The sequence below is a fragment of the Sphingomonas sp. LaA6.9 genome (assembly GCF_022601895.1).
In the GTDB taxonomy this organism is placed as follows: Bacteria; Pseudomonadota; Alphaproteobacteria; order Sphingomonadales; family Sphingomonadaceae; genus Sphingobium_A.
This window is the reverse complement of sequence record NZ_JAKVIO010000021.1, coordinates 43,856-68,555: the sequence shown is the minus strand read 5'-3', so window position 1 is coordinate 68,555 and position 24,700 is coordinate 43,856. Positions and strand designations below refer to the sequence as shown.

Below are 24,700 nucleotides of genomic sequence, written 5' to 3'. Positions count from 1 at the left end.
TCGCGCTAGCGCTCCACGTCGGCCTTCAACCTGCTGAGCATGCCCACCGCTGCCGCGGCATGCGGCCCTATCCAGCGCTCATGAATGGCGTGGATCGGCAGCGGGTTGAGGTGATTCCAGCGCTCGCGCCCACGGCGCTCGACGATGATCAGTTCGGCCGCCTCCAGGACCTTCAGATGCTGCATCACCGTGCAGCGGTCCAGATCCGCGAAATGCTCGCACAAGGCACCCGTCGTCAGCGACTGATCGCGCAGATCGTCGAGGATCTGCCGTCGGACCGGCGCGGCAAGCGCCTTGAAAACCTTGTCATATGCGTCGCTGATTGACATGTTATGTTTTTATAACATAATTGACGCACGACTCAAGGAGAGAGTTCATGGACCTCAAGTTCAAGGTATCAGCGCACATCTCGCGCCCGGTGCATGAGGTGTTCGAGGCGGTGGCCGATCCCGCGAAGCTCTCGAACTATTTCACCACGGGCGGCGCGCTGGGGCGGATCGAGACGGGCGCAACGGTGACATGGGATTTCCACGACTTTCCCGGCGCCTTTCCCGTCGAGGTGATCGAGGTCGTGCCCGACGAACGCATCGTCCTCGAATGGCAGGCGCACGAAGGCACGATCGACATGCCGACCGGCGAACTCCCCTCGGTCCCCGGCTACTCCACGCGCGTCACCATGACCTTCGCGCCCGTCGACGACGGCAGCCGCACGCTCGTCTCGATCACCGAACAGGGCTGGCGCGAGACGCAGGCCGGCCTACTGGGCTCCTACGACAACTGCATGGGCTGGTCACAGATGCTGTGTGCGATGAAGGCCTGGATCGAGCACGGCATCAACCTGCGCGAGGGGATGTATAAGTAGGGATCAACGCGACAGGTGGCTGCTATTCTTCCAGCAGCCCCTGACCGACAAATCCGACATTCTTGAAGCCCGCCATCTGCAGCGTGAAGATCGCGCCACCAACACATCGATAGGGCGTATCCTCATTCGCATCGATACGCGCACGTCGGCTTCTGAGGGCCCCTTTGCGCGCGACGGCGAGCAATTCGTCCATCGTAATCGCTTGTCCATCGACCTTGACCGAACACGAAGAAGCAGGCGCTTCAACGGCGACGTCGAAAGGCGTTTCCTGGGCTGAATGAGCGCATCCGGCCCCGCCAAAGACAATGACAGAAAGGGCTATTGCCGATTTGCAGCGTCTATTCATGAGCGAGATGCTGCCGGGTGAGTGGTTGACCTGCAATGACCTTATTCTGGGCCATGGTGCGCTCCAGACCATTCTCTAATCACCAAACTTCGGCACTCGTTTCTGCATATTGGCCATCACCGCCTCGATCTGGTTGGGGGTGCGGATGACCAGCGCCTGTTCGACGCTTTCGGCGTCGAGCACCGCGGCGGCATCGCCATCGGCGGCGAGGTTGTAGAGGCGCTTGGCGCCGCGGATCGCGTGCGGGTTGCGGTTCGCGATCTCGCGTGCGAGCGCCATCGCCTCGGCATGCGGATTGTCGGACAGGCGCGTCGCGAAGCCGAGCCGTGCCGCTTCTTCGCCCGTGAATTCGCGGTTGGTATAGGTCAGCTCGCGCAGCACATCGTCGCGCACCAGCGTCCGCCACAGCGCGATCCCCGCCATGTCGGGGACGAGGCCCCATTTCATCTCCATGATCGACATGCGCGTTTCGGGATGGACGATGCGGATATCGGCGCCCGACATGATCTGGAAGCCGCCGCCGAACGCGACGCCATGTACCGCCGCGATCACGGGGACCGCCAGCTCGCGCCAGCCCCATGCGACCTGCTGGAAGAGATTGGCCTTCCCATGCGTGCGCGCGTGGATGTCGAGATCCTTGCTCGCCCCGCCCGAGGCCATGCTAGCCATATCGAGGCCGGCGCAGAATGCGCGCCCCTCGCCCGACAGCACCACGGCGCGCAGCCCGGGCATTGCGCCGAGTTCGGCGATTGCCGCCGCAATGCCTTCGAACATCGCGGGATCAAGCGCGTTCATCTTGTCGGCGCGGGTGAAGCGGACATCGGCAACGCCATTGTCGAAGGCGATCGAAACGCGGTCGTTCATTCTCTCATCCAATCCTGCTGATCACACAATCCGCCCGTCACCCTTGCCCCAATAGCGGTCGCGCAGCAGCCTTTTATAGAGCTTGCCCGTCGGATGGCGCGGCAATTCGTCGAGAAAATCGATCTGGCGCGGCGTCTTCACCCCCGACAAGCTTTCGCGGCAGAAGGCGATCAGCTCGCTGGCCAGCGCCTCTCCCGCATCGTTCATGTCGGTCGGCTGGACAACGGCAACGACACGCTCGCCCATGTCGGGGCAAGGCGCGCCTATCACCGCCACGTCGGCAACCTTGGGGTGCGTTACGAGATGGTTCTCGATCTCCTGCGGATAGATGTTCACGCCGCCCGAGATGATCATGAAGCTCTTGCGGTCGGTGAGGTAGAGATAGCCTTCCTCGTCCAGCCAGCCGATATCGCCGAGCGTCGTCCAGCCGTGCCGGTTGCGCGTTTCGGCGGTCCTGGCGGGGTCGTTGTGATAGGCGAATTCATTGCCGCCCTCGAAATAGACGAGCCCCTCGCTCCGCGCCGGCAGATCGTTGCCCTGATCGTCGCAGATATGCGCGATCCCGATCGTCGAGCGCCCGACCGAGCCCTTGTGGGTGAGCCATTCGGGCGAGCGGATCGCGGTCAGGCCGTTGCCCTCCGACCCGGCATAATATTCGTCGATGACCGGCCCCCACCAGTCGATCATCGCCTCCTTGATTGGGATCGGGCACGGCGCGGCCGCATGGATGGCGGACCGGAGCGACGAGACGTCGTAGCGCGCGCGCACCGCCTCGGACAGTTTCAGCATGCGGATGAAATGCGTCGGCACCCACTGGCTCGTGTTGACGCGATATTTCTCGATCAGTGCCAGCGCCTCCTCGGGATCGAAATGCTCCATGAGGATCACGGTCCCGCCCAGCCGGTGTACCGACATGCTCCAGCGCAGCGGCGCCGCGTGGTACAGCGGCGCGGGGCACAGATAGACGCTGTCGGGGCCAAAGCCGAACAGCCCCTGCGCGAGCGCCGCAAGGCCATTGGGTCCGTCGACCGCGGTGTCGGCGGGCAATGGCACGCGCACGCCCTTGGGGCGCCCCGTCGTGCCCGACGAGTAGAGCATGTCGACGCCCGCGCTTTCATCGGCGATCGGGGTGTCGGGCTGTTGTCCGGCCTCCGCGATCCAATCGCGATAGCCAGGTGTCGCGGCACCGATCATGAAGAGCGCCAGATCCGCAAACAGCGCGGGGAGCGCGTGCGCGACGTCGCCCACGCCCTGCGATATGATCACCGCCTTCGCTTCGCTGTCGCGCACGATATAGTCGATTTCGGAAGCCGTCAGCCGCGACGAGATGCAGACATAATAGAGCCCCGCGCGCTGCGCCGCCCAGGCGAGCTCGAAGAAGCGGATATGATTGTCGAACAGAAAGGCGACGGTGTCGCCGCGCTCAAGGCCGATCGCGCGGAGCAGGTGCGCCCCCTGATTCGAGCGCGCGTCGAGCGTCCTGTAATCGATCGTCTCGCCCGTGGCGGCAAGGATTACGGCGGGTTTCGTGGGGGTCGTGCGTGCGTGCTGGCAAGGATGGCTCAAGACATGCTCTCCAATGACGCGAAGGGTCGATCTTGCCGCCTACCCTTTCCGTAAACGTCATCCTACACGCACCAACGCCGCTGTCACCTGCGCGCGCGCAAAATTCTGGCAGCCCTGGGCGATTTCGGGTGGGGTGACGAATCGATATCCCTGTCCCTTGACGGTTTCGATCAGCGGCTGCCCGAAGCCACGATCGAGCTTCGCACGCAGGCGCGACATATTCACCTCGAGAATGTTGGTGCCCGGATCGAAGGAGAGCACGTGCGCCTGCGCCGAACGCAGCGTGGCGCGCAGCATCACGATATCCGATGTGCAGGATTCGATGACATAGCCGCGGCTGCGTCCGTCGATCACGAGCACCTCTCCGTCGCGGCATGGATGTGCCGGGCGTGCTTCAATGTGCGTCACGCCTTCGGCATCTCAGAAGCGCAACACTGCGCCGCCGGCGCGGTGCATCCGCATGACCGACATCGCGTCCGACAGGACGACCGATTCCGCGCCCCCGCCCGCGAACTTGCGCGCCGTGATGGCGTCGACCGAGGCAACGCGGAGCGTCAGCAGCGCGACGGGATGATCGAGGATCACGATAGCGGACGCGATCAGCCATTGCCCTCGGGCTGAGGACCGGAGAGCACGACCCCGATCACGATGCTGAAGATGCCGTCACGCGCCACCTCGACAGATGCACGGCACCGTACAGGCCAACGGCCGTCGCAAGCTCCCCCACGTTCTCGATATGGAACATCAAACGATCCTTGTTCCCTCTCCCCCGACCGGCTTGTCGATGCGCGCAATGGCTAGATCGGCGAGCAGGGCGTGTGAAATTAATTAGGTGTAATGTTGCGTTGCGGGGGATGCGCGGGCGCGCTACGGCCGTCGCGCAAGAGCTTTCAGGCGACGACGGATGAGCGACCTACCCGAGACGGGCTTCAACCCCCGGCAATTCATCGAGACGCTCGGACGGCACGGGCATAATGGCCTTCTCGGCATCACCTATCGCGCGCATGGCCCCGACTGGTGCGAGCTCGGACTGCCCTATGACGCAAGGCTGGTCGGCGATCCCGAGACGGGCATCCTCGCCTCGGGCCCGATCGTCACGCTGATGGACATGGCGACGAGCATCTCGATCTGGATTCGCTCGCGCACCGTCCGCATGCAGGCCACGCTCGACCTGCGCGTCGATTATCTTCGCCCCGCCACCCCCGGCAAGCCCGTGATCGGGCGCGGCGAATGCTATCGCATCACGCGCAATATAGCCTTCATCCGCGGCCAGGCCCATGACGGCGATCCCGAAGATCCGGTTGCGCACGCCGCCGGCACCTACATGTTCCTGTAAGGAGCGCCCCGGATGAAGTCGCTTCCGCCCTATGCACATACGCTCGGCCTTTCGGTCGTCGACACCGAGGATGGCGCACCCGTGCTGGCCATGGGATTTTCCAGCGACGTGCTCGGGCGTCCGGGCTTCATCCATGGCGGTGCCATCGGGGGCATGCTCGAAATGGCGGCCATCGCGGCGCTCTACAGCCAGTTCGATGACGACGACACGCCCCGCTTCAAGCCGATCAACGTCACGGTCGATTACATGCGGGGCGGCCGTGACAAGGAGACCCGCGCGATCGGCCGGGTGACGCGCGTCGGCACGCGGATCGCCAATGTCGAGGCGATCGCCTGGCAGGACGACCGGAGCAAGCCTATCGCCGCGGCGCGGATGAACATCCTGATCGTGCGCGGAGCCCATAAGTAACTCGTTTAAATCATTGGTAATATTTTCGCATTAGGCGACACGGCACATGTCTTATGTGGAGTGGTGCCGATGCGAATCCTGAACGATGTTCGCGGAGCCACCGCGATCGAATATGGGCTGATCGCCGCGCTCATTTCGATGGCGGCGATCATCGCCTTTCAGATGCTCGGGCTCTCGCTGGTCGATACGCTCGGCACGCTGACCAACGCGATGCGCGGCGTCTGAGCCGCAACCTCAGGCGTCGATACTGCCGCCGAGATGCGCGTTGACTATACCGCCGTCGACGGCAATGGTCTCGCCCACGACATAATCGCCCGCGCGACTTGCGAGATAGATCGCGACCGCCGCCATGTCCTCCTCCGTGCCGATCCTCCCTGCGGGGATGCGCCTGGCGACGGCATCGCCATGATCGCGCGCGGCGCGGTTCATCTCCGATGCGAAAGCCCCCGGTGCGATCGAGGTGACGTTGATGTGATCGGAGATCAGCCGCGCCGCGAGCCTTTTGGTCAGGTAGATCAGCCCCGATTTCGACGCGTGATAGCTATAAGTTTCCCATGGGTTTAGGCGCAGCCCGTCGATCGAGGTGATGTTGATCACCTTGGCGGGCTTGTCCGCGCTGGCGGCCGCCTTGAGCGCGCCGTGGAGCGCCTGGGTCAGAAAGAACGGCGATTTGAGGTTGAGGTCCATGACCTTGTCCCAGCCGCTTTCGGGGAACTGCTCGAAGGGTTCGCCCCATGCGGCACCCGCATTGTTGACGAGGATGTCGAGCTTGGTTTCATGCTCGGCCAACTGCCCGGCGAGCGCCTTGCAGCCCGCGACGGTCGAGACGTCCTGCGGCAGCGCGACGCAGTTGGGACCGAGTTCCTCGGCGGCCGCGAAGCACGCATCGGCCTTGCGCGAGGAGATATAGACTTTCGCACCCTGCGCGATGAAGCCCTCGGCGATCCATTTGCCGATATTGCGCGACCCGCCGGTGACGAGCGCGACGCGGCCTTCGAGACTGAAGAGTTTGGTGGTGTCCATTTTTCCGTATCTCCCAATTTCCTGATGCTGAACTTGATTCAGCATCGATGAACACGATCCCGGTTCATTCGGACGCTGCCGTGTTCATGGACCCTGAAACACGTTCAGGGTGACGGCATATGCTTGTCTCTACCCGCCCCTTTTGATCGTCTCGCGCGCGATGACGATCTGCTGGATCTGGCTCGTCCCTTCATAGATCCGGAACAGCCGAACATCGCGGTAGAGCCGCTCGATGCCGTAATCGGCGATATAGCCCGCACCGCCGAAGACCTGCACCGCGCGGTCAGCAACGCGGCCAACCATTTCGGATGCAAAATATTTCGCGGCGGCAGATTCCATCGTGACGTTCTCGCCCGCGTCCTTGCGCGCGGCGACATCGAGCACGAGCGCGCGTGCGGCCAGCGCCTCGGTCTTCGAATCCGCGATCATCGCCTGGATGAGCTGGTGCTCGGCAATGGGCTTGCCGAACTGTTTGCGCTCGGTGGCATAGGCGACGCTGTCCGCGATCAGCCGCTCTGCGACGCCGACGCAGACGCCCGCGATGTGCAGCCGCCCGCGATCGAGCACGCGCATCGCGACCTTGAAACCCTCGCCCTCGGCGCCGAGCATGTTGGAGGCGGGCACGGGCGTCTCATCGAAATGGACGTCGCAGACATGCGCGCCCTGCTGGCCCATTTTCTTTTCGGGGAGACCGATGCGGACACCCGGAAGATCGGCGGGGACAAGAAAGGCGGAGACGCCATGCGCGCCCTCGCCGCCGGTGCGCGCCATCACGGTGAACAGCGAAGCCTTGTCGGCGTTGGTGATGAAACGCTTGGTGCCCGACAGCCTGTAAACCTCGCCGTCGCGCACCGCGCGCGTCTTTACCGCCGCGCTGTCCGACCCGACATCGGGTTCGGTGAGCGCAAAGCTCGTGATGAGTTCACCGCTCGCAATTTTCGGAAGCCACTGCGCCTTCTGCTCGGGCGTACCCGCCATGACGAGCCCCTGGCTGCCGATTCCGACATTGGTGCCGAAGGTCGATCGCATCGCAGGGCTGGTGCGCCCGAACTCGAAGGCAACCTTCAGTTCCTCGGTCATCGACAGGCCAAGCCCGCCATATTCCTCGGGGATCGACATGCCGAAAAGGCCGAGCGCCTTCATCTCGGCAATCAGGTCGGCGGGGATCTCGTCGCTCTCGGCGACCTCGGCCTCGCGCGGGCGCAGCCGCTCGGCGACGAAGCGCCGGACGGTTTCGATCAGGGCGTCGAAGACTTCGGGATCGAGGGACATGTTCCGAACTCCACCCCTCCCTTTCAAGGGAGGGGAAAGGGGTGGGTGAGCAGCACCGCCGGCTCGACGCCGGCGCGGCTGCTTTTGGGAGTCAGCGCAGGAAGGCTCGCTTCGCTCGCACCCACCCCCAACCCCTCCCTTGCAAGGGAGGGGTGTATATCAGTTAATACCCGTGCATCCGCGCGACGCGGTCCGCGTGGAAATTCGCGTCGCCGAAAAACTCCGCCAGCGCGCGGTCGCGCTTCATATAGAGGCCGATGTCATATTCGTCGGTCATGCCGATGCCGCCGTGCATCTGGACACCTTCCTTGACCGAAAGCCCCGTCGCCTGCGCGGCCTTGGCCTTGGCGACCGCGACCATCAATTCGGCCTTGTCGCTGCCCTCGTCGAGCATCTGCTGCGCCTTGAGCACCGCCGCGCGCGCGACCTCCATCTCCGAATAGAGGTGCGCCGCGCGGTGCTGGAGCGCCTGGAACTCGCCGATCAGACGCCCGAACTGCTTGCGCTGCTTCAGATATTCGACGGTCATGTCCATCGCGCCGCTGCCGACACCCACCTGCTCGGCGGCGGCGCCCACGCGGCCCGCGTCGAGCAGCTTCGTCAGCACCGCCCAGCCATTGTCGACCTCGCCGATCACCGCGCCGCCATCGACCTCGACCCCGTCGAAGCCAATATGCGCGCCCATCGAACTGTCGACGAGCCGCGCGGCCTCCATCGAGAGCCTGGCAGCGTCCTTTTCGACCGCGAACAGCGTAAGCCCCTGCGTCTCGCCCGCCGACCCGCCGGTGCGCGCGGCGACGATCAGCATGTCGGCCGACGCGCCCTGAACGACGAATTGCTTTTTGCCCGTCAGTTTGAAGCCGTTGCCCGAGCGCTCGGCCTTCATCGCGATTCGCTCCGGACGATGCTTGGCGCCCTCGTCGATCGCGAGGCCGAGCACGGTCTCGCCCGACGCGATCCCGGGGAACCAGCGATCGCGCAAGCCCTTGTCCGCGGCCTTGAGCGCGGCCACGCCCGCGACCGATGTGGAAAGGAATGGCGACGGTGTCAGGTTTCGGCCGATCTCCTCGAGCACGATCCCCGCCTCGACATGGCCGAGGCCAAGCCCGCCTTCAGCCTCGGGGATCAGGATGCCCGCAAAGCCCATCTCGCCAAACTGCTTCCAAAGGTCGTGCGCGAAGCCGTCCTTGCAGTTCATGTCGCGATATTTGCGGAAATGCGCGGTCGGCGCCTCGGTCTTCATGAACTGGGCGGCGGTGTCCTTGAGCATCGCCTGATCTTCGGTGTGGTAGAGTGGCATGCAATCCCATCCTTGTCCTTAACCCGCTCACCCTGAGTAGGCATTGAGCCTGGCGAAATGCCGTATCGAAGGGTCCTTCGAGATGCGGCTTCGACTGCGCTCAGCCGCTCCTCGGGATGAGCGGCAAATCTCATGATCCGATCACGCCCCCGGCAGATCGAGAATCCGCTTGGCGACGACGTTGAGCATGACCTCGCTCGTCCCGCCCTCGATCGAATTGGCCTTGGTGCGCAGCCATGCGCGCGGCTTCGCGCCGCCCTTCGAAGCTTCGCTTTCCCATTCGAGCGCGTCCGATCCGCCCGCGGCCATCACCAGCTCGTGGCGACGCTTGTTCAGCTCGGTGCCGAAATATTTCATCATGTTGGGTTGCGCAGGGTGGCCCTTGCCCGCCTTCATCTCGTCGATGAACTTCTCGCCCATCGCGCGGAAGGCCAGCGTATCGACGTCGAGCTTCGCCATGTCGCCGCGGAGCAGCGGATCCTCGGCCATCAGATCCTTGTGCATCGCGCCCACCGAACCCATCGGCGCATTGCCGGCGCCCGAGATCATCTCGCGCTCATGCCCGAGGAGATATTTGGCGACGTCCCAGCCGCGATTGAGCTCGCCCACGATCTGGTGCTTGGGCACCTTCACATTGTCGAAAAAGGTTTCGCAGAAGGGAGAGTTGCCCGAGATCAGCTTGATCGGCTTGGTCGACACGCCTTCCGAAGCCATGTCGAAGAGCAGGAAGCTGATGCCCTTATACTTGTCGTTCTTGTCGGTGCGGACGAGGCAGAAGATCCAGTCGGCCTTGTCGGCGTAGCTGGTCCAGATCTTCTGGCCGTTGACGATCCAGTGATCGCCCTTGTCCTCGCCAAAGGTCTGCAAGGAGACAAGATCGGAGCCCGATCCCGGTTCCGAATAGCCCTGGCACCAGCGAATCTCGCCGCGCGCGATCTGGTTGAGGTAATGAACCTTCTGTTCCTCGGTGCCGAATTTGAGCAGCGCGGGGCCGAGCATCCAGATGCCGAAGCTGGAGAGCGGACTGCGGCAGCCGAGCTTCGCCATCTCTTCGCGCAGGATCTTCGACTCGGCGGGGCTGAGGCCAGCACCGCCATAGGGTTTTGGCCAGTCGGGCACCGTCCAGCCCTTTTCGGCCATCCGGTCCATCCAGATCTTCTGCGCCTCGTTCTTGAACGTGGGATTGCGGCCGCCCCAGCACGCATCGCTCTCGTCCTTCAACGGCTCACGCATTTCGGGGGGGCAGTTCGCCTCAAGCCAGGCGCGCGTTTCGGCGCGGAAATTTTCCAGATCGGACATCAGTCTCTCCCGATTCTCTTTTTCGAATTTCCAGTATGCTTGACGAAAACGTCAACAAAGTCCAGCCTCCTCGAACGCCGGCACGCGGCCAACGACAAAAACCGTCGAGAGGTGTGGATGGAGAGCATAGCAGATGCTGCGCACAGGGCGCAGCAAATCGCGGACGAGCGTGCGATCCGGCGCAGGGGAATCACGCTCTTCCTGCTCACCGTCACCTATTTCTTTTCCTATATGGACCGGCAGATTCTTGCGATCCTGCTGGAACTCATCAAGGCCGACCTGACGCTCAACGACACGCAGCTCGGACTGCTCTCGGGCCTGGCCTTCGCGATCTTCTATGCGGGCCTCGGCATTCCCGTCGCGCGACTTGCCGACCGCAGCAACCGGCGCAACATCATCGCCTGGTCGCTCGCCATTTGGAGTGCGATGACCGCGGTCTGCGGGCTGGCGCAGAATTTCGTCCAGCTGCTCGTGGCGCGCATCGGCGTGGGAATCGGAGAGGCCGGATCCAGTCCGCCCAGCCACGCGATCATCGCCGATCTCTATCCGCCCGAAAAGCGCGCGGGCGCGATGGGGATCTATGCCGCGGGCGTCGTGCTGGGCGGCGGATTCGGCACGATGATCGGCGGCTATCTGGCCGGCCAGTTCGGCTGGCGGATCGCGATCATGGCGGTTGGCCTTCCGGGCATCCTGCTTGCGATCATCGTCCGGATCTTCGTGGTGGAGCCGCGCCGCGGTCTTTCGGATCAGGCGCGGGTGCACGCGACCGAGCGCCCTCCGCTGGCCGCGGGCTTCGCAACGCTCTGGGCGCAACCCGCCGCGCGCCACCTCGTTGCCGCGGTCACCCTGACCTCGCTGATCGGCTACGCGCTGGCAGCCTTTGGCCCCGCCTTCATGATCCGCAGCTTCGACATGACCGTGACGACGGTCGGGCTCATACTTGGGCCGCTCGTCGCGGTCGTCGGCACGATATCGGGGATTGGCGGCGGCTGGATCGCCGATCGCTGGGCGGCGCGGCGCGGCCTGCATGTGCAGAGCTGGCTCGTGGCGATCCTGAAGAGCATCGCCCTGCCCTTCCTGATCTTCGTTTATCTCGCACCCAGTTTCGAGCTGGCGGTCCCCGCCTACGCGATCGCGCTGCTCTTCCAGAACAGCTATCTCGGCCCCACTTTTGCGCTGATCCAGGGGCTTGCGCCCCTGAAGCTGCGCGCCATGTGGGCGGCGATCACGCTGCTCGTCATCAACCTGATCGGGCTCGGGCTCGGCCCCACGCTGATCGGCGTGCTGAGCGATCTGTACCGCCCCGCGCTGGGCGAGGAATCGCTGCGCTATGCCCTGCTGACAATGGCAGCTGTCACGCCCTGGGCGATATGGCATTATTGGCGCGCCGGCGTGCATCTTCGGAATGTCGAAAGCGCATCCGCGCCCGCGCAGAAAGCCGTAGCGTAATGCCGTGCGTCATTGACCATACCGAAAGCTCGAATATGCTCGACAACCAGACAGGAGAGGTATTGCGATGAGATTCGCGGGCAAGACGGCGGTCGTGACGGGCGGCGCTTCGGGCATCGGACGCGCCACCGTCGACCTCTTCGCCGCCGAGGGCGCCACCGTGATCCTGGGCGATATCGACGACGCGGGATCCGCGATCGCGGAAGCCTCGGAGAGTCGCGTGCTGTTCCGCCGCTGCGACGTCCGCGAGGAAGCCGATATCAAGGGGCTGATGGATTTCGCCGCCGAGAAGACGGGCGGGCTCGACATCGTCTTCAACAATGCCGGTGCGGGGGGTGCGCGCGCCAAAATCGACGAGATTACCGCCGCCGAATGGGACGACACGATGGCGCTGCTGTTGCGGTCGGTCGCGCTCGGCATCCGCCATGCCGCGCCGCACCTGAAGGCGCGCGGCGGCGGCGCGATCGTCAACACCAGTTCGGTTTCCGCCTTTCATTCGGGCTATGCGCCGACCACCTATTCGGTCGCCAAGGCGGGCGTGCTGCACCTGACGAAGATCGCGGCGGCCGACCTTGCGCAATACAGGATCCGCGTGAACGCGGTGGCGCCGGGCTTCATCCTGACCAACATCTTCACGGGCACGCTTGGCCTCAGCGGTGAGGACAAGGCAAAGGCCGACGCGATGATCGGGCAGATGTCGATGCACGCCCAGCCGGTGGCGCGTTCGGGAAGCCCGCGCGATATTGCCGAGGCGGTCGCCTATCTCGCCTCCGATGCCGCGGCGTTCGTGACGGGAACCGACCTGCTCGTCGACGGCGGGATGCTGATCGGTCCGCGACACAGCTGGGATCCGGCAACACCGGGCATGTTCGACCTGCTGGCACCCCAGCCGTGATCGCAGCCCGCGTCCCCTTTGCAACCAAGCTGAGCTACGGCTTTGGCGCGGTGGCCTATGGGATCAAGGACAACGGCTTTTCGGTCTTCCTGCTGCTCTTCTACAATCAGGTCGTCGGGCTGCCCGCCGAACGCGTAGGCCTTGCGATCATGATCGCGCTGCTCGTCGACGCGTTCATCGACCCCGTCGTCGGCCATCTGTCCGACCAGACGCATACGCGCTGGGGACGGCGGCATCCCTGGCTCTATCTCTCGGCGATCCCGATCGGGCTCGTCTGGCTGCTGCTCTGGAATCCACCCGAAGCCTCGCCCGACATGCAGTTCGCGTATCTTGTCGGCATCGCGATCCTCGTGCGGGCGGTCGTATCCTGCTACGAGGTGCCTTCGCTCGCGCTCGCGCCCGAGATCACGCGCGACTATCACGAGCGCACCGTCGTGCTGCGCTACCGCTTCCTGTTCGGCTGGGCGGGCGGGCTCATCATGCTGGTACTCGCCTTTGCGGTGCTGCTGGTGCCCGAGCCGGGCTATCCCGTCGGCCAGCTCAACCCCAATGGCTATCACCGCTTTGCGGTAGTGGGCGCCGGCATCATGATCTTCGCGGTGCTCGTCTCGGCGATTGGCACGCACCGCGCCTATGCGCGGCTGCAGGCGACCGCGCCCGAACGGCTGCCGCTCGTCCCGACCTTCCGCGCGATCATCACGACGCTGAAGAACCGCCCCTTCCTGATCCTGATGGGCGCGGCGGTCTTCGCGTTCGCCAATCAGGGGCTGGCGTTTGCGCTGAGCAACTATCTGCTGCTCTTTGTCTGGGAATTTCCGCAGATCGCATTCATCTTCTATGCGGTCGCGCTGTTCATGGGGGTGGTGCTCGCCTTTTTCTGCGTGCCCGCCATCTCGAAGCGGCTTGGCAAGAAGGAAGCCGCGGCGACGCTCGCGATCGTCACGCTCGTGCTGGGAACGCTGCCCTATTGGCTGCGGCTCGCCGGACTGTTTCCGGCCATTGGATCGCCGCTGCTGATGCCCGCCTTTCTGAGCTTTGCGGGCCTTTCGACCGCGGCGGCGGTATCGGTGATGATCCTGACCACATCGATGATGGCCGACGTGACCGAAGCCTCCGAGCTCGAGACGGGCAAGCGCACCGAAGGGCTGTTCTTTGCGGGCTTCTTCTTCACGCAGAAATGCGTGACGGGCATCGGCATCTTCCTGTCGGGCGCGATGCTGAGCGCGATCGGCTTTCCCGAGGGCGCACAGCCCGGCGCGGTCGCACCCGAAGTGGTCGACCGGCTCGCGCTTGCCTATGCGGTGCTCGGCGTGGTGCTCGGGCTGTGCGCGGCCTGGGCCTATACCCGATTTCCCTTCGGACGCGCTGAGCACGAAGCGCGGCTCGCCAGGCTCGCCGTAGCGTCCGCCGCAGAATCGCTTGAAAAAGCTGAGGTTTCACGTCCCGTCGGGCTGGCAAAATCCGATTTCGCCTGACACAATCGCATCAAAGATACGGAGAGAGCGCCATGGATTTCACCCTCAACGAACGCGAGACCTACTGGCGCGACCGGGTAAGGGACTTCATCGAGAAGCATGTGCGCCCCCGCGATCATGACTATCACGCGCAACAGGCCGAGGGTGGGCGCTGGAAGGTCCTTCCCGTCATCGAGGACGCCAAGCAGAAGGCGAAGGAAGCCGGCATCTGGAACCTGTTCATGCCGCCTTCGTCGGGCCGCGTTCCGGTGGACGACAGCTTCGCATTCGACGGCCCCGGGCTCACCAATCTCGAATATGCGCTGTGCGCCGAGGAAATGGGACGCATCGGCTGGGCGTCGGAGGTCTTCAACTGCTCCGCGCCCGACACGGGCAATATGGAGGTCTTCCACCGCTACGGCACGCGCGAACAGAAGGATCAGTGGCTCAGGCCGCTGATGGACGGCGAGATCCGCTCGGCCTTCCTGATGACCGAGCCCGCGGTCGCCTCGTCCGACGCGACCAACATCGAGACGCGGATCGAGCGCGATGGCGACCATTATGTCATCAACGGCACCAAATGGTGGTCGAGCGGAGCCGGCGATCCACGCTGCAAGATCGCGATCGTGATGGGCAAGACCGATTTCGAGGCCAAGCGCCACCAGCAGCAATCGATGATCCTGATGCCGCTCGACGCGCCCGGCGTGAACATCCTGCGCCACCTGCCCGTCTTCGGCTATGACGACGCCCCGCACGGCCATATGGAAATCGAGCTGAAGGACGTGCGCGTGCCGGTCGAGAACATGCTGCTCGGCGAAGGCCGCGGCTTCGAGATCGCGCAAGGGCGGCTCGGGCCCGGCCGCATCCATCACTGCATGCGCACCATAGGTGTCGCGGAGGAAGCGCTGGAGAAGATGGCGAAGCGGCTGCTCACGCGCGTCGCCTTCGGAAAGCGCATCGCCGACCACAGCATCTGGGAACAGCGCATCGCCGCCGCGCGCATCGATATCGAAATGAACCGTCTGCTCTGCCTGAAGGCCGCCGACATGATGGACAAGGCGGGCAACAAGGCAGCGCAGGGCGAGATCGCGATGATCAAGGTCTCGGCGCCCAACATGGCACTGCGCGTGATCGACGATGCGATCCAGGCACATGGCGGCGCGGGCGTGTCCGAGGATTTCGGGCTCGCAAAGGCCTATGCGGGCATTCGCACGCTGCGCCTCGCCGACGGTCCCGACGAGGTCCACAACCGCGCGATCGCACGGCTCGAGTTCGGCAAATATGGCAACCGGGAATCCGCCGCGATATCGAGCGGTGACGTGGGAGTGTCGCGATGAAGGCAGCCGTCCTCTATGAGACAAAGACCCCCCTCGTCATAGAAGACGTCACGGTCGACAAGCCCGGTCCGCGCGAGGTGCTGATCCGCACCGCCGCGGTGGGCGTGTGCCGTTCGGACCTGCATTTCATCGATGGTACCTATCCGCACGCGATGCCCTGCATCCCCGGCCATGAGGCCGCGGGGATTGTCGAGGCGGTGGGCGACGGCGTCACGATGGTGAAACCGGGCGATGCGGTCATCACCTGCCTGAGCGCCTTTTGCGGACACTGCGAGTTCTGCGTCACCGGACGCATGTCGCTCTGCATGGGCCGCGATACCAGGCGCCGGCCCGGCGAGCCGCCCCGCCTCCGCATGGGCGAAACCGTGGTCAACCAGATGCTCGACCTCTCGGCCTATGCCGAGCAGATGCTCGTGCACGAGCACGCCTGCGTCGCGATCAATCCCGAAATGCCGCTCGACCGGGCCTGCGTGATCGGCTGTGCGGTGACGACGGGTGCGGGCGCGGTGTTTCGCGCCGCCGATGTGACACCGGGCGATACGGTGGCGGTGATCGGCTGCGGCGGGGTCGGCCTTGCGGTGGTCAACGCCGCGAAAATCGCGGGCGCAGGCCGCATCATTGCGATCGATCCGGTGGCGGACAAACGGCGGCTCGCCGAGAAGCTCGGCGCAACCGATACCGTCGATCCGATGGTCGAGGGTGCGGCCGCCGGAGTGATCGAAATGACCAAGGGCGGTGTCGATCATGCGATCGAGGCGGTTGGACGCCCCGCATCGGGCGAAATGGCGGTCACGCTGCTTCGGCGCGGCGGCACCGCGACAATCCTCGGCATGATGCCCCTAACGGAAAAAGTGGGTCTGGGCGCAATAGACCTGCTTTCGGGCAAAAAGCTGCAGGGCGCCAAGATGGGGGCCAATTGCTTCCCCGTCGACATACCGCGGCTCGTCGATTTCTACATGCGCGGGCTGCTCGATCTGGACACACTGATCGCCGAGCGCATCCCGCTCGAGCAGATAAACCATGCCTTTGACGAGCTTCGCAAAGGTGACTCGGTTCGGTCGGTGGTGACGTTCGGATGACCGGGACAGGCGGCGCCGACACGACGATGGTGGGAACCACCGACGTACCCGAGAAGGACCGGCTCGACGAGGCCGCGCTGACCACGTGGATGCAGGCCAATGTCGCGGGCTTCAATGGGCCGATCCGGCTGTCAAAGTTCAAGGGCGGGCAATCCAACCCGACCTACCGGATCGACGCGACGAGCGGTGCCTATGTCCTGCGCCGCAAGCCCTTCGGTCCGCTGCTCCCCTCCGCGCACGCGGTCGACCGCGAATACCGGCTGATCGCGGCGCTCCATCCCACGGGCTTTCCCGTCGCGCAGCCTTACGGTCTGTGCGCCGATGACGGCGTCATCGGGTCGATGTTCTACATCATGGCGCTGGTCGAGGGGCGCAACCTGTGGGACGGATCACTCCCCGGCATGGCGCCCGCCGAGCGCACGGGCATCTACAATGCGATGATCGACACGCTCGCGGCGCTTCATAATGTGGATCACGAGACCGTGGGCCTTGGCGACTATGGCAAGCCCGGAAACTATTTCGAGCGGCAGGTTGGCCGCTGGACAAAGCAGTATCGCGCCGCCGAGACCGAGACGATCCCCGAGGTCGATCGGCTGATCGAATGGCTGCCCAGGACCGTGCCCCAGCAGGACCGCGTCTCGATCGTCCACGGCGATTTCCGTATCGACAACATGATCTTCGATGCGAACGAGCCAAAGGTGCTGGCCGTCCTCGACTGGGAACTCTCGACGCTCGGCGATCCGCTCGCCGACTTTTCCTATCTGCTGATGAACTGGGTGACCGAACCCGAGGGACGCTCGGGGATCGCGGGACTCGATCTCGATGCACTCGGCATTCCGACGATTGAGCAGGCGGTCGCGCGCTACTGCGCCGCGACAGGGCGCGACGGCGTTCCCGATCTCAACTGGTATTTCAGCTACAACCTCTTCCGGCTGACGGGCATCGTCCAGGGAATCAAGAAACGCATCATCGAGGGCACGGCATCGAGCGCGCAGGCCGAGGCCACCGCGGCGCGCGTGCCGGGACTCGCGAGGGCAGCATGGCATTTCGCCGAACTCGCCGGCGCGCGCTGACAGGAGAGGTTCAATGTCCCAGTTCGACATGACCGGTAAGGTCGCGGTCATCACCGGCTCGACGCGCGGCATCGGCAGGGCGATCGCCGAGGAAATGGCGGCGAACGGCGCCAGGGTCGTGATTTCCAGCCGCAAGCAGGATGCCTGCGACGAAACGGCGGCCGAGATCAACGCGCGGTTCGGCGAAGGCACCGCGATCGCCGTTGCCGCCAACATTTCGAGCAAGGAAGCCTTGCAGAACCTGGTCGATGAAAGTCGGAGCGCGTTTGGCCGTATCGACGTGCTCGTCTGCAACGCCGCGTCCAATCCCTATTACGGACCCATGGCGGGGATCGAGGACGATCAGTTCCGCAAGATCCTCGAAAACAACATCGTCGCCAATCACTGGCTGATCAACATGGTACTGCCCGAAATGATCGACCGCAGGGACGGCTCGATCATCATCATTTCGTCGATCGGCGGCATTCGCGGGTCCGAGGTGATCGGCGCCTATTGTATATCCAAGGCTGCGGACATGCAGCTCGCGCGCAACCTCGCGCGCGAGCATGGCCGCCACAATATCCGCGTCAACTGCATCGCGCCGGGTCTGATCCGCACCGATTTCGCGCGCGCGCTGTGGGAGGATCCCGACACGCTCAAGGCATCGACCTCGACCGCCGCGCTGAAGCGCATCGGCGAGCCGCACGAAATCGCGGGGACGGCGGTGTTCCTCGCCTCCCCCGCCTCGACATTCCTCACGGGCCAGACCATCGTCGTCGATGGCGGGCAGACGATCTAGGAGACCAGATATGGCCGGAAGGCTCGAGGGAAAAAGCGCGATCATCACGGGTGCGGGTTCGGGGATCGGCCGCGCCACGGCGCTGCTGTTCGCGCGCAACGGCGCGCGGCTCGTGATCGGCGACAAGGCCGAAAGCGTGCACGAAACCGCGAAGCTGATCCGCGACGAAGGCGGCGAGGTGAGCGCGCTGCAGATGAATGCGGGGAAGGAAGAGGACGTCCAGAAGCTCGTCGAAACGGCGCGGCTTTCCTATGGCGGGCTCGACATCGCCTATGCCAATGCCGGCATCTCCGGCGGCCTGACGGGCCTGTTCGAGCATACCGCCGACGACTGGCAGCAGATATTGCAGGTCAACCTGATCGGCCCGTTCCTGCTCATCAAGCATGCGGGCCAGCAGATCATGAAGAAGGGGTCGGGCTCGATCATCTGCACCGCGAGCGTCGCGGGGATCCGTTCGGGCGCGGGCTGCCCCGCCTATTCCGCGTCCAAGGCGGGCGTGATCAACCTCGTCCAGACCGCGGCACAGCAGCTTTCAGGCACGGGCGTGCGCGTCAATGCGATCTGCCCCGGACTGATCGAGACCGGGATGACCGAGCGCGCTTTCACCTATGCGCGCGAAAAGGGCGTCGAGGAAAAGATCGGCCGCCTCAATCCGCTGCGCCGCGCGGGACAGCCCCAGGAGATCGCCTTCGCGGCGCTCTTCCTCGCCTCGGACGAATCCTCCTATGTCAACGGGCAGGCGATCGTCGTAGACGGCGGCCTTTCGAGCTCGCACCCCGTGACTCGCCAGGAAACCGGAAAGACCGCTGCATGAACGAAATGGCGCCGCTCAAGGCAGAATTGAGCATTTCCGATCCGGCTGAACTCGGGTTCGATCCCGCGCGGCTCGCCCGTATCGACGCGCATCTCAAGGCCAGATATCTCGACACCGGGCGGCTGCCGCATACCGCCTTGCTGATCGGTCGTGGCGACGAGATCGCGCATCTGTCGCTGCAGGGCGACGCGCGCGCGGGCGAAGCACTCAGGGGCGACGCGATCTTCCGGATCGCCTCGATGTCCAAGCCGATCACCTCGATCGCGTTCATGCAGCTTGTCGAGGAAGGCAAGCTGGCGCTTGCCGATCCCGTGACGAAAGTGATCCCCGAATGGAAGGATCTGGGCGTGTTCGTCGCGGGCGGAGGCAACGTCCCCTTTGTCAGCCGCCCGGCCGCCACGCCGATGCGGATGATCGACCTGCTGCGCCACACCGCGGGGCTCACCTACAGCTTCCAGGAACGCACGCCGATCGACGCGGCCTACCGCAAGCTGAAGCTGGAGGCGTTCTCGGGCCCCGATCTGGAAGAGATGATCCGCATCCTCGCTGGCGTCCCGCTCCAGTTCGATCCGGGCACATCATGGAATTATTCGGTCGCGACCGACATCCTCGGCGCGATCATCCAGCGCGTCGACGACAAGCCTCTCGACGAGGCGATCGCGGACCGGGTCACGCGCCCGCTCGGCATGGCCGACACGCATTTCCAGGTGCCCGCCGACAAGCTCCACCGCTTGCCCGACTGCTATGCCTTCCACCCGAGCGAGGTGAAGAAGCTCTATGATCCGGGCGAAGGCAGCGCGTGGGGCCGCAAGCCCAACCAGCTTTCTGGCGGCGGCGGGCTCGCCTCGACGCTCGCCGACTATCACCGCTTCTGCCGGATGCTGATCAACGACGGTGAACTCGACGGCACGCGCATCATCAGCCGCAAGACGCTGGAACTGATGACCGCAAACCACCTGCCCGGCGGCGGCGACCTGACGCAACACTCGACCGCGCTGTTCAGCGAGGCGGAGAATGCCGGGGTCGGTTTCGGGCTCGGCTTTGCGACGACGCTCGATGCCGCCGCCACGATGATCCCCGGATCGAAGAGCGATTTCTACTGGGGCGGGATGTTCTCGACCGCCTTCTTCGTCGACCCCGTTGAAAACATCATCATGATCTTCATGACCCAGTTGATGCCGTCGAGCACATATCCCGTGCGGCGCGAGATCAAGACCATGCTTTATTCGGCGCTAGCCGACTGACCATCAGGAGGAACCAATGTCCGTCATCACCACCGAACGCCACGGCGACATCCTCGTCATCGTCTCCAACAACCCCCCGGTGAACGCGCTGGGCGCCGAGGTACGGGTCGGCATCGACAAGGCGATCAGGGAAGCCGCGGCCGATGACTCGATCAAGGCGGTGGTGATCCGCTGCGACGGCCGCACCTTCTTTGCGGGCGCCGACATCACCGAGTTCGGCAAGCCGCCCGTGGAGCCCTGGCTGCCCGCGCTGGTCGAATCGATCGAGCTGTCTGAAAAGCCCGTGATCGCCGCAGTCCACGGCACCGCGCTGGGCGGTGGCTGCGAGGTCGCGCTCGGGTGTCACTATCGCATCGCCGTCCCCTCGGCGCAGTTCGGCACGCCCGAGGTCAAGCTGGGCCTGCTTCCCGGCGCGGGCGGCACGCAGCGCCTGCCGCGCGTGGCGGGCGTGGAGCTGGCGCTCGAACTGACGTCCAAGGGCGATCCGATCCCCGCGACTAAGGCAAAGGAGGCCGGGCTGGTGGACCGGCTTGCGGGCGAGGACAGCCTCGTCGCCGACGCGATCGCCTTTGCGGGTGAGGTGAAGGATGTACGGCCGATCCCGCGGATCCGCGACAGGACCGCTACCGCCTCGCCCGAGCTGTTCGACGATTTCCGCAAGGCCAATGCCAAGCGCTTCCGCGGCTTCGACGCGCCCGAGGCGAACATCAAATGCGTCGAGGCGGCGACGAAGCTTCCCTTCTCCGAAGGCCTAGAGTTCGAACGTCAGGAATTCACGAAGCTGATGTTCGGCACGCAGTCCGCGGCGATGCGCCACATCTTCTTCGCTGAGCGCAAGGCCGCCAAGATCGACGGCATCGCCTCCGACATCGCGCTGCGCCCGATCAAAAAGGTCGGCATGATCGGCGCGGGCACGATGGGCGGCGGCATCTCGATGAACTTCCTGTCGGCGGGCATCCCCGTGACGATCGTCGAGATGAAGCAGGACGCGCTCGACCGCGGCACCGGCATCATCCGCAAGAATTACGAGGCGACCGCGGCCAAGGGCCGGATGAAGCCCGAGCAGGTCGAAAAGGCGATGGGGTTGCTCACCCCCACGCTCAGCCTTGAAGACCTGGCGGACTGCGACCTCATCATCGAGGCGGTGTTCGAGAATATGGACGTCAAGAAGGAGGTCTTCGGCAAGCTCGACAAGATCGCCAAGCCCGGCGCGATCCTCGCCTCCAACACCAGCTATCTCAACATCGACGAGATCGCCGCATCGACGAGCCGCCCGCAGGACGTTCTCGGCCTGCACTTCTTCTCGCCCGCCAATGTGATGAAGCTGCTCGAGGTCGTGCGCGGTGCGAAGACCGCCGACGACGTGCTCGCGACCGCGATGGACGTCGCCAAGAAGATCAAGAAGGTCGCGGTCGTGGCGGGCGTGTGCGACGGCTTTATCGGCAACCGCATGCTGAAGCCCCGCCAGTTCGAGGCGATGAAGCTGCTCATGGAAGGCGCGACGCCTGCCCAGATCGACAAGGTTCATGTCGATTTCGGGATGCCGATGGGTCCCTTCCAGATGAGCGATCTCGCGGGCGTCGACATCGGCTGGCACCGCGATCCCACGCGGATCGAGAACATCCGCGACGCGCTCGCCGCGATCGGCCGCTGGGGCCAGAAAACGGGCAAGGGCTTCTATGACTATGACGAGAAGCGCAATCCGAGCCCGTCTGCCGAGGTCCAGAAGATCATCGACGACTTCGCCGCCAAGTCGGGCGCAACCAAGCGCGAGATCAGCGACGAGGAAATCATCGAGCGCACGCTCTACACGATGGTCAACGAAGGCGCGCTGATCCTCGAGGAGAAGATGGCGCAGCGTGCGTCGGACATCGATGTCGTCTGGATCTACGGCTATGGCTGGCCGATCTATCGCGGCGGCCCGATGTTCTGGGCGGATCTCGAGGGCGCGGACAAGATCAAGGCCGGGCTGGACAAGCACGGCTTCGAAGTCGCGCCGCTGCTGGCCGAGAAAGCCGCGAGCAAGGGCCGCTTCAACTGAGCAGCTTCTCCGCGCGGGCGCGCCAGCTCGTTGCAAGCTGATCCATCAGGGCGAGTTCGCGCAAGGCCGCGGGCTCGCCCTTTCCCTTTCCGCCGATCAGCAGTCCGAAGACGCGCCCGACGCTCCATTGCGGCAGCGGACGCGCGACGAGCGCGAGCGTGTCGCCCGCGGCAACCTCGCCCTCCTCGATCACGCGGTAATACCAGCCACTGCGCCGCGTCTTCACCACCGTCGCGGGCACGCTCGCAATGCCGAAGCGGTGGCCGAGCTTCCAGCAGGGCTGGCGGCCCTGCGAAATCTCGACCAGCGCGCTGCCAAGCCGGTAGCGGTCGCCGATGCACGCCTCGGTCTCGATCAGCCCTGTGGTCGAGATATTCTCGCCAAAGGCGCCGGGCGTGCCGAGCAGCGCGTGCCCCTCAAGCCTTTCGGTCCAGAAGGGATAGTGATCGCGCGGATAATGGTGGATCGCCTTGTCCGGCCCGCCATGCACCGTCGGGTCGCCCTGCTCGTCGCCCTCGATGCCCAGCAAACCGACGCGACGGCCCCCGTCAACGCGGGTCTTGGCGATCGCGCTCGGCTCGCCCTTGTCGCCAAAGGCGCGCGCCTTGCCCGTCATCACCGCATCGATCGTGACACTCATCATCCAAGCCTTTCACGCAGCTCGCGCTTCAATATCTTGCCGATCTCGTTGCGCGGCATCGCATCGACCACATGCACCGCCGAGAGGCGCTGGGTCTTGCCGAGCTGTGCATTGGCGAACTGGCGCAGCGCCTCGGGGTCGGGGTTCGTGCCCGGAACCGCGACGACGAAGCCCACTGGCGTCTCGCCCCAATCCTCCGACGGCGCGCCCACGACCGCAGCCTCGGCGACATCGTCATGCGCCATTAGCGCATCTTCCAGGTCGCCCGGATAGATGTTGAAGCCGCCCGAAATGATCATGTCCTTGGCGCGGCCCAGCAAGGTGAGGAAGCCGTCCGCGTCGAACGCCCCGATGTCGCCCGTGCGGATGAAGCGGTTGCCCTCGGCGTCGAACCATTCGGCCTCGCGCGTCTTGCCGGGCTGGTTGTGATAGCCCGTCATCATCGCCTCCGACCGGCCGACGACCTCGCCCTTTTCGCCGGGCGGCAGCGGGTTGCCCGCCGCGTCGATCACGCGGACGTCATGCCCCGGTGCGGCGCGGCCGACGGTATCGAGCTTGTCGGGATGTTCATGCGCCAGCAGGATGCACGTCCCGCCACCCTCGGTCATGCCGTAATATTCGACGAGCCCGCCCGGCCAGCGCGCTAGGATATCTGCCTTGAGTGCAGCCGAAAAAGGCGCGCTCGTGCAGAATTTCACGCGGTACGCGCTCAAGTCGAAGTCGTCGAAATCGGAGCGCTCCATCAGTCGCTTGTACTGGACGGGCACCAGCATCGCGTGCGTGACCCGCTCGGCCTCGGACAATTCGAGGAAGCGCCGCGCGTCGAATTTGCGCATGATGACCGCGGTGCCGCCATGCGCGAGCGTCGGCACGAAGGCGACGAGCGTTGTGTTCGAATAGAGCGGGGTGGAGATCAGCGTCACCGCATCGCGACCATAGCCCGATGCGCCCGCGCGGCGGATATGCCCCCAGCGCATCCGGTGCGACTGGACGATTCCCTTGGGATTGCCCGTCGTCCCGCTCGAATAGATGATGTTGAAGGGGTCGTCGGGGCCGACCTCGACGCGCGCCGGCGTCGCGCCTTCATCCTCGATCCAGCCTTCCAGCGGCGTCCCGGCCGTATTCAGGTCGAGCGCGATCAGATCAATCCCCGCGGGCAGGTGGACGTCCTTCAGCGTCTCCGCCATCTCCGCATCGAGGAACAGATGCGCGGTGCCGCAATCGGCGATCATGTTGGCGAGCGCCGCGGGCGCCGCGGATGCGGTCAGCGGGGTCGCCGCCCCGCCCGCGCGGAGCGCCCCGAGGAAGACGAGCGCATAGTTGGCCGAGGGCATCGCCCCGATCGCGACCGCCTGCCCCCGCTTCAACCCGTCGCGCTGGAGCGCGGCGGCGATGCGGTCGACCATGGCATCGACGTCGGCATAGCTCAGCCGCTGGTCGTCATCGACCAGCGCGACCGCATCGGGGCGCTCTGCCGCATGGGCTGCAATAAGGTCGGAGAGCAGCGCGAAATCGCTGTCGAGCAATGCTTGTGCGGTGGTCATGGCTCAGGACTTATCTCAATGCGCCGCACGATCAACCCATGTGGGGGGCTGGCGGCTGCAACGGGCCTTCCTATAT

At 64.7% G+C, this 24,700-nt stretch carries 26 protein-coding genes; 14 read left to right on the top strand and 12 right to left on the bottom strand.

Going from position 1 to position 24,700, the window contains the following annotated elements; all coding sequences use genetic code 11:
- Positions 1-5 precede the first annotated feature (5 nt).
- Positions 6-329, bottom strand: coding sequence for a helix-turn-helix transcriptional regulator (locus tag MKI88_RS12065; RefSeq protein ID WP_241631632.1), 324 nt, complete (start codon positions 327-329; stop codon positions 6-8).
- Positions 330-376: 47 nt separating this feature from the next.
- On the opposite strand from MKI88_RS12065, the gene MKI88_RS12060 reads away from it, so the two are divergent.
- The gene (locus MKI88_RS12060) at positions 377-862 is read left to right on the top strand and encodes an SRPBCC family protein (protein ID WP_241631631.1); all 486 of its coding nucleotides are present in this window, start codon (positions 377-379) and stop codon (positions 860-862) included.
- A gap of 22 nt (positions 863-884) precedes the next feature.
- On the opposite strand, the gene MKI88_RS12055 is transcribed toward MKI88_RS12060, so the two are convergent.
- The 5 genes from MKI88_RS12055 to MKI88_RS12035 are packed head-to-tail and all read right to left on the bottom strand — an operon-like array spanning position 885 to position 4,223.
- The gene (locus MKI88_RS12055; RefSeq protein WP_241631630.1) at positions 885-1,244 is read right to left on the bottom strand and encodes a biopolymer transporter ExbD; all 360 of its coding nucleotides are present in this window, start codon (positions 1,242-1,244) and stop codon (positions 885-887) included.
- Between the two features lie 39 nt (positions 1,245-1,283).
- On the bottom strand, positions 1,284-2,072 hold the full coding sequence (locus MKI88_RS12050) for a crotonase/enoyl-CoA hydratase family protein (RefSeq protein ID WP_241631629.1): 789 nt from the start codon (positions 2,070-2,072) through the stop codon (positions 1,284-1,286).
- Positions 2,073-2,093: 21 nt separating this feature from the next.
- Complete coding sequence (locus MKI88_RS12045; protein ID WP_241631628.1) at positions 2,094-3,638, bottom strand: acyl-CoA synthetase; 1,545 nt, start codon at positions 3,636-3,638, stop codon at positions 2,094-2,096.
- A 57-nt stretch (positions 3,639-3,695) separates the two neighbouring features.
- Positions 3,696-4,046 carry a winged helix-turn-helix domain-containing protein gene (locus tag MKI88_RS21525; RefSeq protein WP_407073348.1) on the bottom strand — a complete coding sequence of 117 codons (351 nt, stop codon included), beginning with the start codon at positions 4,044-4,046 and terminating at the stop codon, positions 3,696-3,698.
- A gap of 12 nt (positions 4,047-4,058) precedes the next feature.
- Positions 4,059-4,223: a hypothetical protein gene (locus MKI88_RS12035; RefSeq protein WP_241631627.1), complete on the bottom strand. Its 165-nt coding sequence runs from the start codon at positions 4,221-4,223 to the stop codon at positions 4,059-4,061.
- 319 nt (positions 4,224-4,542) lie between these two features.
- Between MKI88_RS12035 and MKI88_RS12030 the strand changes: the two genes are divergently transcribed.
- From MKI88_RS12030 to MKI88_RS12020, 3 genes are all read left to right on the top strand, one after another.
- Positions 4,543-4,974: a PaaI family thioesterase gene (locus MKI88_RS12030; protein WP_241631626.1), complete on the top strand. Its 432-nt coding sequence runs from the start codon at positions 4,543-4,545 to the stop codon at positions 4,972-4,974.
- A 12-nt stretch (positions 4,975-4,986) separates the two neighbouring features.
- Positions 4,987-5,382: a PaaI family thioesterase gene (locus MKI88_RS12025; RefSeq protein ID WP_241631625.1), complete on the top strand. Its 396-nt coding sequence runs from the start codon at positions 4,987-4,989 to the stop codon at positions 5,380-5,382.
- Positions 5,383-5,451: 69 nt separating this feature from the next.
- Entirely contained in the window at positions 5,452-5,607 is a 156-nt protein-coding gene (locus MKI88_RS12020) for a Flp family type IVb pilin (RefSeq protein WP_241631624.1), read from the top strand.
- 9 nt (positions 5,608-5,616) lie between these two features.
- Here the strand turns inward: MKI88_RS12020 and MKI88_RS12015 are convergent, their stop codons facing one another.
- The 4 genes from MKI88_RS12015 to MKI88_RS12000 form a co-directional block, all read right to left on the bottom strand.
- Positions 5,617-6,405: an SDR family oxidoreductase gene (locus tag MKI88_RS12015; RefSeq protein ID WP_241631623.1), complete on the bottom strand. Its 789-nt coding sequence runs from the start codon at positions 6,403-6,405 to the stop codon at positions 5,617-5,619.
- Positions 6,406-6,534: 129 nt separating this feature from the next.
- Positions 6,535-7,677, bottom strand: coding sequence for an acyl-CoA dehydrogenase family protein (locus tag MKI88_RS12010; protein ID WP_241631622.1), 1,143 nt, complete (start codon positions 7,675-7,677; stop codon positions 6,535-6,537).
- Between the two features lie 163 nt (positions 7,678-7,840).
- The gene (locus tag MKI88_RS12005; RefSeq protein ID WP_241631621.1) at positions 7,841-8,977 is read right to left on the bottom strand and encodes an acyl-CoA dehydrogenase family protein; all 1,137 of its coding nucleotides are present in this window, start codon (positions 8,975-8,977) and stop codon (positions 7,841-7,843) included.
- Between the two features lie 141 nt (positions 8,978-9,118).
- The gene (locus tag MKI88_RS12000) at positions 9,119-10,276 is read right to left on the bottom strand and encodes an acyl-CoA dehydrogenase family protein (RefSeq protein WP_241631620.1); all 1,158 of its coding nucleotides are present in this window, start codon (positions 10,274-10,276) and stop codon (positions 9,119-9,121) included.
- Between the two features lie 117 nt (positions 10,277-10,393).
- Between MKI88_RS12000 and MKI88_RS11995 the strand changes: the two genes are divergently transcribed.
- The 10 genes from MKI88_RS11995 (at position 10,394) to MKI88_RS11950 (ending at position 22,440) form a co-directional block, all read left to right on the top strand.
- Positions 10,394-11,725 carry an MFS transporter gene (locus MKI88_RS11995; RefSeq protein ID WP_241631619.1) on the top strand — a complete coding sequence of 444 codons (1,332 nt, stop codon included), beginning with the start codon at positions 10,394-10,396 and terminating at the stop codon, positions 11,723-11,725.
- A 67-nt stretch (positions 11,726-11,792) separates the two neighbouring features.
- Positions 11,793-12,620, top strand: coding sequence for an SDR family NAD(P)-dependent oxidoreductase (locus MKI88_RS11990; protein WP_241631618.1), 828 nt, complete (start codon positions 11,793-11,795; stop codon positions 12,618-12,620).
- Positions 12,617-14,095 (top strand): MFS transporter, encoded by a 1,479-nt coding sequence (locus MKI88_RS11985; protein ID WP_241631617.1) that lies wholly within the window; start codon positions 12,617-12,619, stop codon positions 14,093-14,095. The genes MKI88_RS11990 and MKI88_RS11985 overlap by 4 nt, the downstream gene beginning before the upstream one ends.
- 32 nt (positions 14,096-14,127) lie before the next feature.
- Entirely contained in the window at positions 14,128-15,411 is a 1,284-nt protein-coding gene (locus MKI88_RS11980; protein ID WP_241631616.1) for an acyl-CoA dehydrogenase family protein, read from the top strand.
- Positions 15,408-16,490 carry a Zn-dependent alcohol dehydrogenase gene (locus MKI88_RS11975; RefSeq protein WP_241631615.1) on the top strand — a complete coding sequence of 361 codons (1,083 nt, stop codon included), beginning with the start codon at positions 15,408-15,410 and terminating at the stop codon, positions 16,488-16,490. The genes MKI88_RS11980 and MKI88_RS11975 overlap by 4 nt, the downstream gene beginning before the upstream one ends.
- Complete coding sequence (locus MKI88_RS11970; RefSeq protein ID WP_241631614.1) at positions 16,487-17,563, top strand: phosphotransferase family protein; 1,077 nt, start codon at positions 16,487-16,489, stop codon at positions 17,561-17,563. The genes MKI88_RS11975 and MKI88_RS11970 overlap by 4 nt, the downstream gene beginning before the upstream one ends.
- Before the next feature lie 13 nt (positions 17,564-17,576).
- Positions 17,577-18,341, top strand: coding sequence for an SDR family NAD(P)-dependent oxidoreductase (locus MKI88_RS11965; protein ID WP_241631613.1), 765 nt, complete (start codon positions 17,577-17,579; stop codon positions 18,339-18,341).
- A gap of 10 nt (positions 18,342-18,351) precedes the next feature.
- Positions 18,352-19,155 carry an SDR family NAD(P)-dependent oxidoreductase gene (locus tag MKI88_RS11960; protein ID WP_241631612.1) on the top strand — a complete coding sequence of 268 codons (804 nt, stop codon included), beginning with the start codon at positions 18,352-18,354 and terminating at the stop codon, positions 19,153-19,155.
- On the top strand, positions 19,152-20,399 hold the full coding sequence (locus tag MKI88_RS11955; RefSeq protein WP_241631611.1) for a serine hydrolase: 1,248 nt from the start codon (positions 19,152-19,154) through the stop codon (positions 20,397-20,399). Before MKI88_RS11960 ends, MKI88_RS11955 begins: the two co-directional genes overlap by 4 nt.
- Positions 20,400-20,415: 16 nt before the next feature.
- Positions 20,416-22,440, top strand: a complete 2,025-nt coding sequence (locus MKI88_RS11950; protein ID WP_241631610.1) for a 3-hydroxyacyl-CoA dehydrogenase NAD-binding domain-containing protein — start codon at positions 20,416-20,418, stop codon at positions 22,438-22,440.
- On the opposite strand, the gene MKI88_RS11945 is transcribed toward MKI88_RS11950, so the two are convergent.
- Together MKI88_RS11945 and MKI88_RS11940 are read right to left on the bottom strand one after the other, a co-directional pair.
- Complete coding sequence (locus MKI88_RS11945) at positions 22,433-23,080, bottom strand: MOSC domain-containing protein (protein ID WP_407073349.1); 648 nt, start codon at positions 23,078-23,080, stop codon at positions 22,433-22,435. The genes MKI88_RS11950 and MKI88_RS11945 overlap by 8 nt on opposite strands.
- Positions 23,080-24,624: a class I adenylate-forming enzyme family protein gene (locus tag MKI88_RS11940; protein ID WP_241631608.1), complete on the bottom strand. Its 1,545-nt coding sequence runs from the start codon at positions 24,622-24,624 to the stop codon at positions 23,080-23,082. The genes MKI88_RS11945 and MKI88_RS11940 overlap by 1 nt, the downstream gene beginning before the upstream one ends.
- Positions 24,625-24,700: the final 76 nt, after the last annotated feature.